The sequence below is a fragment of the Dyadobacter sp. genome (assembly GCF_051859145.1).
Taxonomy (GTDB): domain Bacteria; phylum Bacteroidota; class Bacteroidia; order Cytophagales; family Spirosomataceae; genus Dyadobacter.
Map to the genome: position 1 here is coordinate 1 of NZ_JBHYGF010000025.1, position 14742 is coordinate 14742.

Annotated in this window: 13 protein-coding genes; 11 read left to right on the forward strand and 2 right to left on the reverse strand. The window is 47.0% G+C overall.

Annotated elements, in window-relative coordinates; genetic code table 11:
• Positions 1 to 737: glycosyltransferase family 2 protein (locus ACTIE6_RS02325; protein ID WP_439555097.1), on the forward strand; the 737-nt coding region annotated here is incomplete at its 5' end.
• Between the two features lie 159 nt (positions 738 to 896).
• On the opposite strand, the gene ACTIE6_RS02330 is transcribed toward ACTIE6_RS02325, so the two are convergent.
• On the reverse strand, positions 897 to 1670 hold the full coding sequence (locus ACTIE6_RS02330; RefSeq protein ID WP_439555098.1) for a class I SAM-dependent methyltransferase: 774 nt from the start codon (positions 1668 to 1670) through the stop codon (positions 897 to 899).
• 58 nt (positions 1671 to 1728) lie between these two features.
• On the opposite strand from ACTIE6_RS02330, the gene ACTIE6_RS02335 reads away from it, so the two are divergent.
• Entirely contained in the window at positions 1729 to 2103 is a 375-nt protein-coding gene (locus ACTIE6_RS02335; protein ID WP_439555099.1) for a hypothetical protein, read from the forward strand.
• A 34-nt stretch (positions 2104 to 2137) separates the two neighbouring features.
• Here ACTIE6_RS02335 and ACTIE6_RS02340 read toward each other — a convergent pair whose 3' ends face one another.
• Entirely contained in the window at positions 2138 to 2290 is a 153-nt protein-coding gene (locus ACTIE6_RS02340; RefSeq protein WP_166444435.1) for a hypothetical protein, read from the reverse strand.
• Positions 2291 to 2410: 120 nt separating this feature from the next.
• Between ACTIE6_RS02340 and hisS the strand changes: the two genes are divergently transcribed.
• The 9 genes from hisS to ACTIE6_RS02385 all read left to right on the forward strand — a co-directional run.
• The gene (gene hisS / locus ACTIE6_RS02345) at positions 2411 to 3778 is read left to right on the forward strand and encodes a histidine--tRNA ligase (protein ID WP_439555100.1); all 1368 of its coding nucleotides are present in this window, start codon (positions 2411 to 2413) and stop codon (positions 3776 to 3778) included.
• A 49-nt stretch (positions 3779 to 3827) separates the two neighbouring features.
• Positions 3828 to 4691: an ATP phosphoribosyltransferase gene (gene hisG / locus ACTIE6_RS02350; RefSeq protein WP_439555101.1), complete on the forward strand. Its 864-nt coding sequence runs from the start codon at positions 3828 to 3830 to the stop codon at positions 4689 to 4691.
• A gap of 34 nt (positions 4692 to 4725) precedes the next feature.
• A complete protein-coding gene (gene hisD / locus ACTIE6_RS02355; protein ID WP_439555102.1) occupies positions 4726 to 5994 on the forward strand; it encodes a histidinol dehydrogenase in 1269 nt (422 codons plus the stop codon).
• A 61-nt stretch (positions 5995 to 6055) separates the two neighbouring features.
• A complete protein-coding gene (gene parS / locus ACTIE6_RS02360) occupies positions 6056 to 6484 on the forward strand; it encodes a type II RES/Xre toxin-antitoxin system antitoxin (protein ID WP_439555103.1) in 429 nt (142 codons plus the stop codon).
• Positions 6484 to 6945 (forward strand): RES family NAD+ phosphorylase, encoded by a 462-nt coding sequence (locus ACTIE6_RS02365; RefSeq protein WP_439555104.1) that lies wholly within the window; start codon positions 6484 to 6486, stop codon positions 6943 to 6945. Before parS ends, ACTIE6_RS02365 begins: the two co-directional genes overlap by 1 nt.
• A 26-nt stretch (positions 6946 to 6971) precedes the next feature.
• Positions 6972 to 8045, forward strand: coding sequence for a histidinol-phosphate transaminase (gene hisC, locus ACTIE6_RS02370; RefSeq protein ID WP_439555105.1), 1074 nt, complete (start codon positions 6972 to 6974; stop codon positions 8043 to 8045).
• Between the two features lie 36 nt (positions 8046 to 8081).
• Positions 8082 to 8603, forward strand: coding sequence for a hypothetical protein (locus ACTIE6_RS02375; protein ID WP_439555106.1), 522 nt, complete (start codon positions 8082 to 8084; stop codon positions 8601 to 8603).
• Positions 8604 to 8705: 102 nt separating this feature from the next.
• Positions 8706 to 12035: a UvrD-helicase domain-containing protein gene (locus tag ACTIE6_RS02380; protein ID WP_439555107.1), complete on the forward strand. Its 3330-nt coding sequence runs from the start codon at positions 8706 to 8708 to the stop codon at positions 12033 to 12035.
• Between the two features lie 185 nt (positions 12036 to 12220).
• A partial coding sequence (locus ACTIE6_RS02385; protein ID WP_439555108.1) for an ATP-binding protein occupies positions 12221 to 14742 on the forward strand: 2522 nt, incomplete at its 3' end.

A 14742-nucleotide genomic window follows, 5' to 3' on the forward strand; every position in this document is an offset into this window, starting at 1 on the left:
TGATTGAACCGGATTATTTACAGATAGTAGATAATCACCTGAATACAAGTTATGTCGACCTCTATGGCGGCCCGGATACCGATCACCCGTCTTTTACACCCATTCAAAAAGCGATTAGCTATTCCATGACATCGCTTTTCACAACCGGTGGGATCAGGGGAAAGAAGTCGAATATGGGCGGTACATTTCACCCGCGCAGCTTTAATATGGGACTTTCGCGGCGAGTCTGGGAGCGGACAGGCGGCTTTCTGACAAGCAGAATGGGGGAGGATATTTTGTTCAGTATTGCGGCGATCCGGCTGGGTTTTCGCTCCACGCTGATTCCGGAAGCTTTTATTTACCACAAACGCAGGACCAAATTCATCCCTTTTTTCCGGCAACTAAAATTCTTCGGCCGCGCCCGCATTAACATTGCGCGTTTTTATCCTGATGAATTAAAGCTGGTACACGCATTCCCGCTGATCTTTACCCTGGCAGTTTGCAGCATTCCCGTTTGGTTTTTCGTGTTTAAACCGTTTTTCTACCTGGGAGTTGCGTTCCTGCTTTTCTATGTACTGCTGCTTTTTACCGATGCGTTGATCAAAACAAAACAGCTGAATGTGGCTGTTCTGTCAATCGGCGCCGCTTTTGTACAGCTTTTTGGCTACGGCACCGGGTTTTTACAGGAAGGCTGGAAAAGGATTTGGGAGAAAAAGTCGCACCGCGAAACCGGCGCGGCGATTGAATATCCTTCCTGAAAGGAGGTTGGAGTTTATGAGTTTAAAGTTTATGAGATTGGAGTAAACGAAAGAGAGGCAGTTTCCGGGGAAGCTGCCTTTTTAACTTATGGTTAACTAGTGAATTTTATACTTTGAACTCATAAACTCGGAGACTCATTAACTCCCAGACTCATAAACTCATAACTTCTGGCAGAAATAAACAATTTCTTCCTCCGGCAAAGCATATCTTTTCACATCTGCCTTCGAAAGTTCGTCCATTACAAACCGATCTTCTTTCACCTTAAAGCCACCTTTTTCAAGCTCGTGGTTGTAATTTCTGCCAAACAACCTTAAATGATCATTTTGAAGAAAATGTTTTTCCCGCTCTTTCGGGTCGGTGATGGTAGGATCTTCGTAAGTAGTAGCATATTTCAGATCCTGCGGCGACTGGATCAGCGCCCAGCCTCCCGGTTTTAAAACGCGGTGTAACTCGCTCATCGCAAGCACATAATCATCCACGTGTTCCATTACGTGGTTACAAAATGCCACGTCAAATGTATTATCAGGAAAAGGGATCTGGTGAATGTCCATCTTCACTTTCGCCAGCGGAGACTCGATATCTGCTGTGATGTAATCCAGGTTTTTCATCTTCTCAAACCTGTCAATAAAGCAATATTCGGGCGCTACGTGAAGTACTTTCAGGTTGGCATTAAAGAAGTTTGTCTTTTGTTTCAGGTATAAACCCATTAAACGGTGCCGTTCAAGGGAAAGACAGCCGGGGCACAATGCGTTTTCGCGGCTGGATGTATTGCGACCGTAGGGTAAAAATTTGCGGTATTGGTTGTCGCAAACAGGGCATTGAACTTTGTTGCCGATATAGAAGATGCTTAGAAAGCGTGCTGCCCAATGTCCGACCAGTTGCAGATAGGGCCGGGGAATGTACCTTAATACTAAACTAATGATGGATTTCATTAAGTCAATTAACTAAAAATTAATAATTTTAGGATTACAAGTTTTGAAAAAACACTAAATGATCCCATCAATCGATCCAAAACCACCGGGTAAAAGACTGATAAAGAAAATGTCAACGCGCACCAAATGGATGATTTTAGCGCCATGCGGATTGATACTTTTCAGTTTCGGTCTCACCGTACTCAGCCAGGCGGCCCACGAGCGGCGCATTGGCGAGCCTACTCAGGTGTGGGTTGTTCTTGGTTTGTATAGTCTGGCTTTGATCAATGGCGGACTGATTATGTTTGGTGAGGCGCTTCGTTTTCGCATTCTGCTGCACGTTCGCCGCGAAACCCGCCGGAGTATGCGTCAGATTGCCCGGAAAGTCAATACCAAATCTTCGGGAAAATCCAAGTCGGCCAAAAAAGCAAAAAGCCCTATCAAAGCAGATTGACAGGACTAGTTGAATAATTTAGGAGAGGCCAATTTTATTTTTTGTTAGCTTCAAACTGCGCCTTAATTGCCTCCACATCGACATTGCGAACCTCTGGTTTACGTAAAAGATCTTTGATCTTAGCAGTACGGTTATTAGCTACCGCCTTGTTTCTGCGTCCTTTACGTTTCAATTCCGTAACTCCCATTGTAAAATATTGTTTTGTGAAAGAGCCGCAAAATTAATGATTTTCTCTTAAATAATGCAGGCTACCTTCACAAATATTGCACAAGCTGGCTAACTTTGCGTTTTTTGATCCGTTATTATAATGAGTAAACCATCCCTTGCCCGCGGCACCCGTGACTTTGGTCCAGAACAAATGGTGAAGCGGACTTTTATTTTTGATACCATCCGCCGCTCTTTTCAACGTTACGGATTTTTGCCCCTCGAAACACCTGCATTTGAAAACCTGTCTGTTTTAATGGGTAAATATGGCGAGGAAGGCGATCAGCTTCTATTTAAAATACTTAACTCCGGTGATTTTAGCGGCAAATTGTCCGATCAGGATTGGAATGCAGGTTACAAGCCGCTAACCACCAAAATTTCTGAAAAAGGATTACGTTACGACCTCACCGTTCCATTTGCACGCTACGTAGTAATGAACCGGGGTACTTTGGCAATGCCATTTAAAAGGTACCAGATCCAGCCAGTCTGGCGCGCCGATCGTCCGCAGAAAGGAAGATACCGTGAATTTTACCAATGCGATGCCGATGTAGTAGGAACCGAGTCGCTGCTTTGCGAAGCGGAAATCGTGATGCTTTTACACGATACTCTGCCTGCTTTGGGTATCAAGGATTTTGTGGTAAAAATTAATAACCGCAAGATCCTGACTGGAATTGCTGACAAAGTAGTCGCGCACGGAATGGAAGGCCCGCTTTGTGTTGCAATTGACAAGCTCGATAAAATTGGTCAGGAAAAGGTAGTTGAAGAGCTGCTCGAAAGAGGCTTTTCAGAACAGAGCGTAACTGCATTGGAGCCAATTTTCGCACTTTCAAATGAAAAAGAACCCTTTGCTGAGTTAAGAGCGTGGCTTGCTGATTCTGAGATCGGATTAAAAGGTATCCAAGAGTTGGAGGAAGTTTGGGAAATGGTGAAGCTGCTCGAACTGGAAAATCCGCGGATTGAATTTGACGTCACGCTGGCGCGCGGTCTTTCTTATTATACAGGTGCTATTTTTGAGGTAAAAGCCAAGAATGTACAGATTGGCAGCATTTCCGGCGGGGGCCGCTACGATAACCTCACCGGTACTTTCGGCGTTCCGGGCATTTCAGGAGTAGGTATCTCACTGGGTGTGGATCGTATTTATGATGTAATGGAGGAGCTGAACCTCTTTCCTGAAAGTCAGCAAACCAGCACCAAAGTCATGATCTCTAACTTCGACGAGGACGCATTTAAATACGGTTTGTCGATTTTACCAAAACTCAGAAATGCCGAAATCAATGCAGAAATCTATCCTGATTCTGTCAAATTAAAGAAACAGCTCGATTATGCAGACCGGAAAAGCATTCCATTTGTAGTTCTGATCGGCTCCGACGAAATGCAGTCGGGCTTGCTTACGCTGAAAAATATGAAGACCGGCGAGCAACAGAAATTACAGATAGAAGATATTATAACTTCACTCACCCAGGCAATTTAAAACCCTAATTAGGCACTTTTCACTGGCTGTCAGGCAGCTGCTTTTAAAAATGAACGACGAGATTTTAAGAATTGCAATACAGAAATCAGGTAGGCTCAGCGAAGATTCATTGAAGCTGATCAAAGAATGCGGTATCCGGTTTGACAATGGAGCTGGCAAGCTGAAAACCGACGCAACCAACTTCCCTGCGGAAATCCTTTTCCTGCGCGACGACGATATTCCGGGTTATGTAGAAGACGGCGTGGCGCACCTGGGTATTGTAGGCGAAAATGTTTCCGAGGAATCTGATAAAAACGTTGATACCGTACATAAGCTGGGTTTTTCCAAATGCAGGCTCTCGATCGGTGTGCTGCGTGAGCACCAGTATAGCGGCGTGCAGGACCTGGAAGGCAAAAGTATCGCCACTACGTACCCGAAATTGCTCGAAAAATACCTGAGTTCAAATGGCGTAACTGCCCAGATCCACGAGATCAGCGGGTCGGTTGAAATTGCGCCAAGTATTGGCCTGGCCGACGCGGTTTGCGACATTGTCAGCTCCGGAAGTACCTTATTAAGTAATGGACTGAAAGAAGTGGAAACGATTTTCCGCTCCGAGGCTGTGATGATCGCCAGCAAGCATCTTTCGGCGACGCAGCAAAGTCTGCTTGACCAGCTTCTGTTTCGCATTAAATCTGTTCAGGCAGCTAAAAACAATAAATATATTCTGCTAAACTGTCCGACCGAGGCAGTTGAAACCATATCAAAGTTCCTGCCGGGAATGCGTTCTCCAACCGTATTACCTTTGGCCACAGAAGGCTGGTGCTCACTGCATTCGGTAATTAATGAGAATGAATTTTGGGAAAATATCGAAAAGATCCGTCAGGCAGGAGCAGAGGGGATTTTGGTTATCCCGATTGAAAAAATGATTCAGTAATTACGGCCAGCCGGCAACACTATTTTTTGATTCTATGAATATTATTCCATTTCCCGACCGCGATCAATGGGCTTCTTTGCTGACCCGCCCGGTTCAGGAAACAAAGGATATCGAAGCCAAAGTCATGCCCATTCTTGAAAAAGTCAGAAGCGGTGGCGATCAGGCGATCAGGGAACTTACCCTGCAATTTGACAAAGTAGCACTCGAAGAAATTGCTTTTTCAGAAGAAGCAATCGCGCATGCGGCCGGTCAGCTGGATGATGAATTGAAATCGGCGATTGGTCAGGCTTATGCCAATATTTACAAATTTCACGAGGTACAGCTGCAAGCCCCGCAAAAGATTGAAACAATGCCTGGCGTTTTTTGCTGGCGCAAAAGTGTGGGGATCGAGAAAGTCGGAATCTACATTCCTGGCGGCTCTGCTCCGCTTTTCAGCACGGTTTTGATGTTGGGTATACCCGCTAAAATTGCGGGCTGCAAGGAAATCATCCTGTGTACTCCGTCCGACAATCCGGCGATTTTATACGCCGCGAGCCTGGTCGGCGTAACAAAAGCATTCAGGGTAGGAGGTGCGCAGGCGATTGCGGCGATGGCTTACGGAACTGAAACGATTCCAAAGGTTTACAAGATTTTTGGTCCGGGTAACCAGTACGTTACTGCGGCTAAAATGCTCATTAACAGTGAGGGTGTTTCCATTGATATGCCGGCGGGACCTTCCGAGGTAGCAGTCTACGCAGACGACACTGCTGTTCCTGCTTTTGTTGCTTCTGATCTCCTGTCTCAGGCCGAGCACGGGCCCGACAGTCAGGTTTTGCTTGTTTCTACGAGTAAGAAATTGCTTTCGTCAGTCAATCTTGCATTGACTTCCCAGCTGCAGGAATTACCTCGCCGCGATTTTGCCGGACAGGCAATTACACACAGCAAAGCCATTTTGCTTGACAATGAGGCTGACGCGATTGATTTATTGAACCAATACGCCGCAGAGCACCTGATATTGAGCGTGGCAAATGCGGAGCAGGTTTCTGAAAAAATCGTGAATGCAGGATCTATCTTTCTAGGTAATTATACACCCGAATCCTGCGGTGATTATGCATCCGGTACCAACCACACGCTGCCTACAAACGGCTATGCAAGAGCTTACAGCGGCGTATCAGTAGATAGCTTTGTGAAAAAGATCACAGTGCAGCATATTACCGAAGAAGGCATCCGCAATATAGGACCTACCGTGGAGAGAATGGCAGAAGCTGAGTCGCTTGATGCGCACCGGAAAGCAGTTAGTCTGAGACTGAAAAGTCTGGAATAATCGGAATTTTAATTTCCAGGAAAAATGTCGTATATTTGGAGACATTTTTCCTGATGAACTTATGACAGTACGAATGGTTAATGAGCGTTTGGGAGGCTACGGAGTTCTCAAACATCGCGTCAATAATGATTTTGACCTGGCTTACCTCGCCACTAACGGCGTACCCAAGGCTTCTATCCAGCATTTGGCAAGCTCGATTGGCATGGATCCTAAAGAAATAATCGACATTTTGCCGGTAACTTCAAGGAACCTGCAACGCTATGAAGAAGAAGATTTGCTCAGCAATGTAGTTTCTGATCATCTGATTGCATTGGCAGATCTATTCTCCGTGGGGGTTACTGTCCTTTCAAAAGATTATTTCAAGAGCTGGCTTACAAGCCCGGTTCCTTCTCTCGGCAACGAACGTCCGATTCATTTTCTCAAAACACACGCCGGGATAGAGCTGATCAAAACTGAGCTGGGGCGTATAGAGCATGGTATTTTTGCCTGATGGAGCTGTTCAGGATTTCACGGGTTGAATACCAGGATGACTTGACGGGCATTGGCGCCTTCCGACATGGGGGCAGGTGGAATTCACCTGGTCACCATATGCTGTACACCGCCACCCATCGTTCGCTCGCTATGCTTGAAGTGCTGGTGCATTTGAACAAATCGGTGCCCCCGCCAGAGTATGTGATCGTAGTGTTGTATGTACCGGATGCAATGGCCACACCGACCGTGCCTTATATGAGACCGGACTGGCAGGGAGAGGAGTACTGGACGAAAGATACCGGAGATCAGTGGGTGGAAGATAAGAAAACACTTTTGTGCAGGGTACCCTCCATTGTCGTAAAGTCAGAGTACAATTTCCTGATCAATCCCGCACACGAGCACGCGAGTGCAATCAAGGTAGTTGGAAAGGAACCCTTTGAATTTGATTTGAGATTATTTACATCTCCGTTAAAAAAATAAAAACGGCATCACGCCGTACAATTGGAATGAACAACACTTTTGACCTAAACAAAATACTGCGGCCGCACATTCTTACACTCGCGCCTTATTCTTCTGCAAGAGACGAGTATACCGGGCATGAAGGTGTGTTCCTCGATGCGAACGAAAATCCTTACGGATCTGTCACAAACGAAAATTATAACCGTTACCCAGATCCATATCAGGCCGAAATCAAAAAGCTGATCTCGAAAATTAAGCAGGTAGAGCCCGGCCGTATTTTTCTCGGAAACGGGAGCGACGAACCGATTGACTTGTTGACACGTGCGGCTTGTACGCCTGGCCAGGATCACGTGATCATCATGCCGCCAACCTATGGCATGTACGAAGTAAGCGCCTCCATTCACGATGTGCGCATTGATAAAGCTTCGCTCACCAGCGATTACCAGATTGACGTAGAGGCAGTTTTGAATGCAGTGGGCGAACACACGAAAATCATCTGGATCTGCTCTCCGAACAATCCGACGGGAAACAACATGCAGGATGAAGCCATTGAAACAATTTTGAAAAGCTTCAATGGTCTGGTTGTGGTAGATGAAGCTTACATTGACTTTACCGATAAACCTTCGTGGGTTCAGAAGCTGGATGAATACCCGAACCTGGTTGTTCTCCAAACATTCTCAAAAGCGTGGGGATTGGCGGGACTTCGCATTGGTATGTGTTTTGCCTCCGCTGAGCTGATCCGCATTTTGAACAAGATCAAGCCACCTTACAATATCAGTTTGCCTGCTCAGAATGCCCTTTTACAAGGTTTGCAAAACCCGGCGCTGAAAGATGAAATGGTAACAGATATCCTTTCAGAAAGAGCAGCTTTGCAGGAAATGTTACTCGAACTGTCCTATGTGGTAAAGATTCATCCTTCCGACGCCAACTTCCTGCTTGTCCAATTCGAAGATGCGAAGGCAGTAATGGACTATCTGATCAGTGAAGCGATCATCGTACGCGACCGGTCGCGCGTACATCTTTGTGAAGGTTGTCTGCGGATTACGGTCGGAACAAAGAAAGAAAATGAAGTTTTGATTGAATCTTTAAAGAATTTCAAACAGAAAAACGTTATTGCATAGCATACTCAGCATATCCATTTCCCCGATCAAACAATTATGAAGAAATTAGCCTTGACGTTTATCTGTACGCTTTGTTTCGGAATGGCACAGGCCCAATATGACAACTGGGCAGTCGGTTTCAAATTAGGCGAGCCAACCGGTGTCAACATCCGTAAATATTTCAACAACATTCATGCACTTGATGTTACCATTGGTACTTACGGCGGCGTGTTGTCCAAAGACCGCAAATACCGCGGCGACGAGGGTATTTACAAGAATACAGGTGTTTCCATTCAGGTTCATTACCTGTGGCACACGCCTGTTTTCAACTCCGAAACAGTACACGTTTATTACGGACTGGGTGGTCAGCTGAACAGTCGCCGCGCTTACCCTAAAAGGCTGAGCGGCAATTATGAGAAGGATATCTCGCTCGGAGGTTCAGTGTTGGGCGGGTTCGAGTATTACATTCCCGATAACCGCATTTCTGTGTTCCTGGAAGGTGGTACCTATCTTGAACTGATACCGCGTCCATTCTATTTGAGTCCTAATCTCTCTGCTGGTATCCGTTTTAACTTGTAGCAACAGGAAGCTTTTACGAAGTCACACGAGCAGGTTTATACCTGCTTTTTTTATTTAATTTGCCCGGCAGTTTACTGATCGGTTTTTCAATAGATTTCGCACGTGTTTAAAGTATATAGTTCATCGGCCGGCTCGGGTAAGACTTACACGCTGACCAAAGAATATCTGAAACTGGCTTTAAGCAACAGTGCAGATACCTATTTCAAGAACATTCTTGCAGTAACATTCACGAATGCGGCTGCAAACGAAATGAAAGACCGCATTCTGCTGATGCTGCGCACTTTTGCTGACTGGCAAGCAAAAGGCGGCAAACTGCACCCGATGATGCAGGATGTGATCAGCGAGCTGTATCCCGACACCGAAGAAGATCCCGAATTGCTCCACGAAGCTTCCAAACTGATCAGCCAGCGCGCAAATGCAGTTTTCGGCCAGATCCTGCACCGGTATTCGGATTTTTCGGTGATGACCATCGATAAATTTACACAAAGGCTGATCAGCAGTTTTACAGACGAGCTCGGAATCCCATTTATTTTTGAAACGCAGCTCGACAGCGATTTGCTCGACGATGCGGTAGACAGGTTGTTATCGCGGATCGGGCAGGAGGGCGAGGAGGTACTGACAGACATCGTCGAGAAATACTACCGCGAGAATGCCGAAGAAGGTAAAAGCTGGGGCACGCTGCCCATGCAGATCCGCGAAACTTCGGGCACATTGCTGAATGAGCAGAGCTACCTGCAGATGAAGCGGGTGGAAAACCTCAAAATGGAAGACTGGATCGCAATCCGCAACCAGATGCGCGGCTACGTTCGCGAGAAGGAGGCGACGATGCTGCGACTGGCACAAAACGCATTTGAACTGATCCAGTCTACATTCCTGACAGAAAAAGACTTTCACCAGAGCGGGCGCGGCATTTACGGATACTTCCGCGACCGGTCCGAGAACAAGAAACTCTGGGCTGAGCCGAATTCCTACGTTTACAAAACAATAGGCGAGGGTGTATGGTATGGTGCGAAAACAGCTGTTCTGATCAAAGATGAAATTGAGCGCGTAAGAACGGATCTGGAAAACTATTTTCACCAGATCGAGAACATGCGTACCTCAGAATCAGGAAAGATAATCCTTTACAATCAGCTTGAAAAGCACATTTACCAGCTCTCATTGTTGGGAGAAATCAGGAAGGAATTTGATATTCTGCTGAGACAAAATAACCAGGTACATATCTCTGATTTCAATCGCAAGATCGTCGAAATCGTTGCCAGGGAGCCGGTACCGTTTATTTTTGAAAGGTTAGGTGAGAAATACAACCACATTCTGGTCGATGAATTTCAGGATACTTCCAAACTGCAGTTTGCCAATCTACTGCCGTTGATCGAGAATGCATTGTCAGGCGGCTATTTCAGTCTGGTAGTTGGCGACGCGAAACAATCCATTTACCGGTTCCGAGGTGGAGATATGGATTTGATCCTGAACCTGGCGCAGAGCCAGGTAATGCAGCTGGCCTCTGTATTCGGTGACAATACATTCCATGCAGAGCGGCTGGTTAGTCTGAATAACTACCTGAATGTAAATCACCTGAAAGTGAACCGGCGCAGTTACCGCGAGGTCACTGCATTCAACAATTCAATTTTCGGGTTTGTGGCCGATTTGCTTGGCGACGAATATCCGCTGATCAAAGAAGTTTACGATCAGAATTTCCAGCAGGAAATTCCCGATGAAGCGCCGACTGGCGGGCATGTGGAAGTTGAATTTATGGACCTGGCCGACAGTGCCGACGATAATGCAGATTCGGAAGGTGCTGTTGACAGTATGATCAGCCGCACGCTGGAAATTGTCACCAAGCTCAGATCAGAAGGCTATAACTGGCGGGATATGGCGGTTTTGTGTCGGCGGAAAAAAGAAGCTACGGCACTGGCAAACTTCATGAAACAGGCAGGTTACCCGTTGATTTCCGACGACGCGCTTTCGCTCAGCTACTCCCGCTCTGTGCATTTCATTATTTCATTCATGAAGGTACTGCACAGCTCCGACCACCGGCTCGCGCGGTACGAGGCTGCCTACCTGTTCCATCACATTATCCGGAGAGAGGCGCCTGCCCCGTCCGATTATGAGCAGATCCGCGGGTTGGTAGAAGAAAAAGGGCTGGATTCATTTCTGGCCTATTTCAAGCGGTGGAACATTCAGCTGACTTCATTCAGGTTGCGGCAACTTTCCGTTTTTGAGCTGAGCGAGCAACTGATGAAACGTTTTGGCTTGCTCGAAAAGGGTTTTGAAACCGAATACCTCTTTCGTTTCCTCGATGTGGTTATGGAATTTGGTAACCGAAAAAGTAACCACCTGGGCGACTTTCTGACCTATTGGGATACGGCGAGGCACAAGCTCTCCATTACCATCCCGGAAGGTACCGATGCGGTCAGGATCACGACGATACACAAATCCAAAGGATTGGAGTACCCGGCAGTGATCATTCCATATGCAAACTGGAAAGTTACCCCAAATGCAAGGCTCGACCGGCTGTGGCTTGACCTGGAAGGAATGGATTATGAAGAGCTGCATCTGGCGCAATCGCCTGGTTACGATCCGAAAAGCCTGAAAACTTCCATGGTATCTGTGATCAAGGAGCTGGAAAATACAAAGGCGGCAACGCAGTACCAGAATGAGAAAACGCGGGTGCTGGTTGAAAACCTGAACTTGCTTTATGTCGCATTTACCCGGCCGGTGCAGCGGCTTTATATTTTGGCCAAAAGAGAACGAAACTGGAACGTTGGGAGCCAGATCAACAACTGGCTGAAAGACTATTTTTCTCAACAGGATTTCAAGCCGGAATGGGACGAAAACATTTCCGTTTATACCATAGCGGAAGCCAATTCCAGTCCCCGGCACGCACACGTACGTTCAGAGGCTACTCCGTTCGTCATGGAGGCCGTTTTGAGCAACGACCGTACCGATTCCATGCGGCTGAGAAGAATGGCTGACCGCATTTTTGATGTGGATACATTTGAATCCAAAAACGACCGGACACAGAAGCTTAAATACCTTTTTACCAGATTGAAGTCCGTTTCAGAACTGCCGGTAGTACTGGAAAGACTTGTTACTGAGGGTATTTTTACAAGAAAAGAAGGTTCAGAGATCAGAGCAGCGGCTTTGAAGTTATTGGAAAATCCTGCATTAAGTACATTATACAGCGATCAAAACCAGGTTCAGATGAACCGTGACCTGCTGATGCCCGGCGGAAAACTGCTGCACATTGACCGTGCAGTACAAATGCCTGACAGTTCCATCGCATTCATGCTATTTGCTGGCGGTCAGGATATGACGGAGCCGGCGCGGCATTTAAGAAAGGTGATCAAAGCTTACGAATCCATCGGCAAGCCGTCGCGCGGTGTAGTAGTAGATCTTCAGAAGCAGATCGCTGAATGGGTAGATCTGTTATAATGAAAGTGATACAGGGCTGAAAGCCAATGTTTTACAAATAGTTGCTGCGAATTACTTCCAACATTTCGTGTAGATTAAACTTTATAAAAAGCTACATATTGTCTGTGAGACAGGCTGTAAATGGATATTTTTTGTAGATATTCACAAAAAATATCCTTTCGGATTTCTCACAATATATTTCATCCATGCGCCTAACCTTCCAACGACAGGTTTTCCTCGGGATCGCTTTTTCCATCTTACTCGTACTGGTTGTAGGATTTACTTCTTATAATGCAATCAGGATACAACTTGAAAATACAGGTTGGGTGTACCACACGAGAGAAGTAATGCGAACTAGCACTTCGCTCAAAAATCAGCTTCTCACCGCCGAATCCAATGTGCGCGGGTATGCGATTACCAAACACAACTCTTTTCAATCAGGTTATCTGCAGTCTGTAGAAAAGGTCTGGGAAGAACTGGACGACCTGCGCAAGCTGGTGCGCGACAACAGTGTTCAGGCTGCGCGGGTTGATTCCCTGTCAATGCTGCTGCATACGCGACTGGACCTGATGGACCGACAATATGATTTTCTTCAGGGGGGCAGCTATGCCCAGGACACGATCAGGCAGCTTGTACTTGCCGGAAAAACGGTTTCTTCCCAGCTTGAATTCAACTTCCGGCGGATTGAAAATCAGGAAGAAGGCTTGCTGGTAGAACGCGAGCAGAATGCAACTGTAAGTTCTTCCAGGGCAAAGCAGTACATTCTGATGGGCTCTTCTGCCTTCCTGTTCGTGATTTTGTTGCTGTACTATTTTATCCGGCGCACGTATAATGCGCAGGTCGCTTCGGAAAAGCAAACGCTGGAAGCAAACCGGCAATTGGAACAACTCTCGCTGGTAGATCAGGAGAAGAACTGGATACTGGATGCAGCTGTAAAAGCAGCGGAGACGGTGAGGGGAGAACCGACCCTGGCAGAATTGTCGCGCAAACTGATTGCAAAGCTGGTGGAACTGACGGACGCGCATGTGGCAGTTATGTACCTCGCTACGCGCTCAGGGGATACTATGGAACTTGCGGCAAGCTACGGAACAACCGAGGCAAACCCGGCACCGAAATCTTTTCGCATCGGCGACGGTACATTGGGGCATATCGTAGAGGAGAAAATATCCTTCAAAAAGCTTGACGTGGCACCGGGCTATCTTGCATTGAAAACGGCCAGCGGGCAGACCGATGCGGCGGCCGTGCTGTTGAAAACCATCGCATTCGGTGGGCAGATCAAAGCCGTACTTGAAATAGGTTATCTTAAAGACCCGGGCCAAAAAGTGGTGAAGGTACTTGAAATGATATCCGACAGCGTCGCGGTGTCCATTGTGGCTGCGAGGGCGCGCGAGCTGGCTAACGAGCTGCTTGAAAAAACCCAGTTGCAGGCTGAGGAGCTTGAAAGTCAGCAGGAAGAACTGCGCGTAACCAATGAAGAACTGACCAGACAAACTTCACTGCTGCAAGTTTCGGAGGAGGAATTACGGGTACAGCAGGAGGAGCTCAAACAAATTAATACCGAACTCGAAGAAAAGGCATTTCTGCTGGAAGAACAGAAAGGGACCATTGAAGCAGCCCGCGACCAGATTCAGCTTAAAGCGGATGAACTTGAAAAAAGCGGCCGTTTTAAAAGCGAGTTTTTGGCCAATATGAGCCACGAACTGCGCACGCCATTGAACAGTATTCTCATTCTTTCCAGGATTTTGGGTGAAAATAAAGGAGAGCGGCTTAACGAGGAGGAGCAACGTTATGCATCGGTAATCTACAATTCAGGTAACGACCTGCTCACTCTGATCAATGATATCCTGGACTTGGCTAAGGTTGAATCCGGTAAGGTCGAGCTGATCCACGAAGAGGTAAGTACAGGACTGATCCTGTCGGAAGTTTCCAATACTTTCCAGAAAGTTGCTGAGAACAAGGGCCTGAACTTACACCTGGAAAAGGAAGAATCCTGCCCGGACATCATGCTTGTGGACCAGGTGAGGTTGCTGCAGATCCTCCGTAACCTGCTATCGAATGCCATTAAGTTCACATCTGCACCCGGAACTGTATCATTGATAATCCGGCAGATTGCAGGCTACATTCACTTCGAGGTAGCAGACTCCGGCATCGGGATACCCGAAGAAAAACAGAAGGCGATTTTTGAAGCATTCCAGCAGGCAGATGGTTCAACCAGCCGGAAATATGGCGGCACGGGACTCGGACTTTCCATCAGCCGCGAGCTTGCGAATTTGTTCAAAGGCTCTATTTCATTGAGAAGCGAGCCTGGACAAGGTTCGGTATTTACATTAAAAATCCCCGCTGCACAGAATGGAGTCGCTGAAAAGCTTCCAGCCGAGGGGGCAGTGGAAATTAAACCTGCGGTGCCGGAAGTTGTAAAGGAACTCAAAGAAAACAGGTTGTTGCTGATCGAAGACGATGCCGTTTTTGCTGCCGATATGGCCGCCAAGGCACAGGACAGCGGCTTCCAGGTGCAGCTCGCCGCAGACGGAAAAACGGCGCTTGAACTCGTGAAAACATTCCAGCCAACGGCCATCATCCTGGATATGCACCTGCCCGATATGTCCGGGGACGAAGTTTTAAGAGAGCTCAAATCCGACACAAAGACGCGGCTCATTCCTGTTCATACCATTTCATCCGGCGATTACCTTGACTCGGACGTGCTGAAAGAAGGCGCGATCGGGGTTAT

Bases quoted from the DNA above. Each gene is read 5' to 3' on its own strand.
- ACTIE6_RS02340 (WP_166444435.1), bottom strand. From the start codon at position 2,290: ATGGGAGTTACGGAATTGAAACGTAAAGGACGCAGAAACAAGGCGGTA.
- hisG (WP_439555101.1), top strand. From the start codon at position 3,828: ATGAACGACGAGATTTTAAGAATTGCAATACAGAAATCAGGTAGGCTC.
- ACTIE6_RS02335 (WP_439555099.1), top strand. From the start codon at position 1,729: ATGATCCCATCAATCGATCCAAAACCACCGGGTAAAAGACTGATAAAG.
- hisS (WP_439555100.1), top strand. From the start codon at position 2,411: ATGAGTAAACCATCCCTTGCCCGCGGCACCCGTGACTTTGGTCCAGAA.
- ACTIE6_RS02330 (WP_439555098.1), bottom strand. From the start codon at position 1,670: ATGAAATCCATCATTAGTTTAGTATTAAGGTACATTCCCCGGCCCTAT.
- ACTIE6_RS02375 (WP_439555106.1), top strand. From the start codon at position 8,082: ATGAAGAAATTAGCCTTGACGTTTATCTGTACGCTTTGTTTCGGAATG.
- hisC (WP_439555105.1), top strand. From the start codon at position 6,972: ATGAACAACACTTTTGACCTAAACAAAATACTGCGGCCGCACATTCTT.
- hisD (WP_439555102.1), top strand. From the start codon at position 4,726: ATGAATATTATTCCATTTCCCGACCGCGATCAATGGGCTTCTTTGCTG.
- ACTIE6_RS02365 (WP_439555104.1), top strand. From the start codon at position 6,484: ATGGAGCTGTTCAGGATTTCACGGGTTGAATACCAGGATGACTTGACG.
- parS (WP_439555103.1), top strand. From the start codon at position 6,056: ATGACAGTACGAATGGTTAATGAGCGTTTGGGAGGCTACGGAGTTCTC.